Origin of the sequence: Novipirellula herctigrandis, assembly GCA_007859835.1 — a bacterium.
Classification (GTDB): Bacteria; Planctomycetota; Planctomycetia; order Pirellulales; family Pirellulaceae; genus Novipirellula_A; species Novipirellula_A herctigrandis.
The window spans coordinates 1-1,893 of record SJPJ01000009.1; the positions used below are offsets into that span (position 1 = coordinate 1).

General features: G+C 56.3%; 1 protein-coding gene. It reads right to left on the reverse strand.

All coding sequences use genetic code 11. From position 1 onward, the window contains the following. Nucleotides 1-174: 174 nt before the first annotated feature. Nucleotides 175-1,626, reverse strand: coding sequence for an IS1380 family transposase (locus CA13_RS34295; RefSeq protein WP_146395205.1), 1,452 nt, complete (start codon nucleotides 1,624-1,626; stop codon nucleotides 175-177). Between the last annotated feature and the right edge of the window lie 267 nt (nucleotides 1,627-1,893).

Below are 1,893 nucleotides of genomic sequence, written 5' to 3' on the forward strand. Positions count from 1 at the left end.
TAGCCCGAACATTGCATCCGCCTGTGGTAGACGCTTTTGAGTTTAGCTGGGATGGCATGGGCCACTTTGGAGCATCGATTTGATCGTCTTTTTTGTTGGCGGCGCGGAGTTCCCCCTTCCCCCACGTTGACCATCGGCTCGCGGGTTGCGAATTATCTCTGGCGATGGGCAAGGCTAATCGCTACGGCAAAGTCGCAGCATCACGTCGTCCCATAGCGCCGCCGATGGACAATGGCTGCAAAGATGAAACACCACCCGGCGAGAAGTCACTTGGACCCGAGCGGCAATCTTCAACAGTCGCAGGCGAATGCTGTCCACACGCAGGCGTGAATGCTCGGTGCCCGAAAGTGCCAGTCGCCTCAGGCCATCAACCAACACATAGGCCAGCGATGAGAGCATCAGTCGAAATTGATTCGCCATGAATCGCGTGCAACTGGTTCGGTCGGCGAACAGACACAACTGCTGTTCCTTGATCCGGTTCTCCATCTCACCACGCATGCAGTACATCGTGCGATAGAAGTCTTCCGGATTCCAAGCGACGCTACACTGTGTCCCGGCTTCCTTGACTTCCCAAGGTTGTCGCTTGCCGTCGACCATCGGCCGGTGCCTTGTCGTATCAACAATGCCCGCGTCGCTGGGCAGGTTGGTGACCACGAAACGCGGGTTGGCTCCCTTGCCGGTGTACTGTGCCTTGCCGACAACCCAGCGATGACGATCCCAAGTCCTGGACGTTCGATAGCGAAACCATTTGAAGCACGCTCGCTTGCCACCGAGATACGATTGCTGAATCCTCGCCCGAGTCATTTCGCAAGCGATTTCCCGCACCAAAACCTTGTTTTTGGGTAAGCCGAAGATGTAGCCGACATCGTTCTTGTCGCACCATCGCATCAGCGGTTCGTCTGCATAGCCGCCGTCGCCGCGAAGGATGATCTTCACGTCAGGCCAACGCGAACGAATCTTCTGGACCAGTAACTTGGTAACCGGCCGAGCATGATGAGCCGCTCCGACACTACTGGGCCGCAGATACGAAACCAAAATCTGATCGCCGCAGAAAACGTAAAGCGGAAGGAAGCAGTAGCTGTCGTAGTAACCGTTGAAGAACCGACGCTCTTGGTTGCCATGGACGGTGTCATCGGTCGCGTCGTAGTCCAGGATGATTTCTTCAGGCGGCTCGTCGAAGCTATCCAGGAAGGTATCGACGAGGACTTCGTGAAGCTTGAAGATGGCCTTGGAGTCGATTCGGTTTTCAAACCGGCAGTGCGTCGAGGGACTGGCAAGCGGATAGGCGCCTTCGCTGTAATCGTTTTCTGCTGGCGTCCTTCCGGCAGCCACTTGAAAAGCGGGATCGTGCCGCAAGGCGTCGTGATCGTTGGCGTCTTGGTAACCGGCGGCGATGCCGAAGATTCGGCTGATGAGGATCTCGTCTTGCTGATGCGCGGTGTAGATCGGATCACGCGGATCGGGGATGGCTTGATCGACCCTTCGGATCAGATCGAGCCGCCGATCAACTTCGCGAAGGAGCACCAAGCCGCCATCGGAGGTGAGCGTTCCACCGTCGAAGTCAGCATCAACAGCTTGCCGACGTAGGCGTTTCAGAGCAGGACGTTTTCGTTTACGATCTGTCATTGCAGAAAGCCTTGGGCCTGTGGAAATTGAGGTGTGGTAACTCCAATGACTATCAGGACTAAGGCTTTCGCGCTAGTGGGCAAGCTGAATCCGCGGATGCAATGTTCGGGTTAGGCGATCGCAGGCGTCGGTCTTTGCCAATACCCAGGCGGCTAAAGCCTGCACACCAACGTTGGTGTCTAGCCTTTAGCCCGAACATTGCATCCGCCTGTGGTAGACGCTTTTGAGTTTAGCTGGGATGGCATGGGCCACTTTGGAGCATCGATT

Bases quoted from the DNA above. Each gene is read 5' to 3' on its own strand.
- CA13_RS34295 (WP_146395205.1), bottom strand. From the start codon at position 1,626: ATGACAGATCGTAAACGAAAACGTCCTGCTCTGAAACGCCTACGTCGG.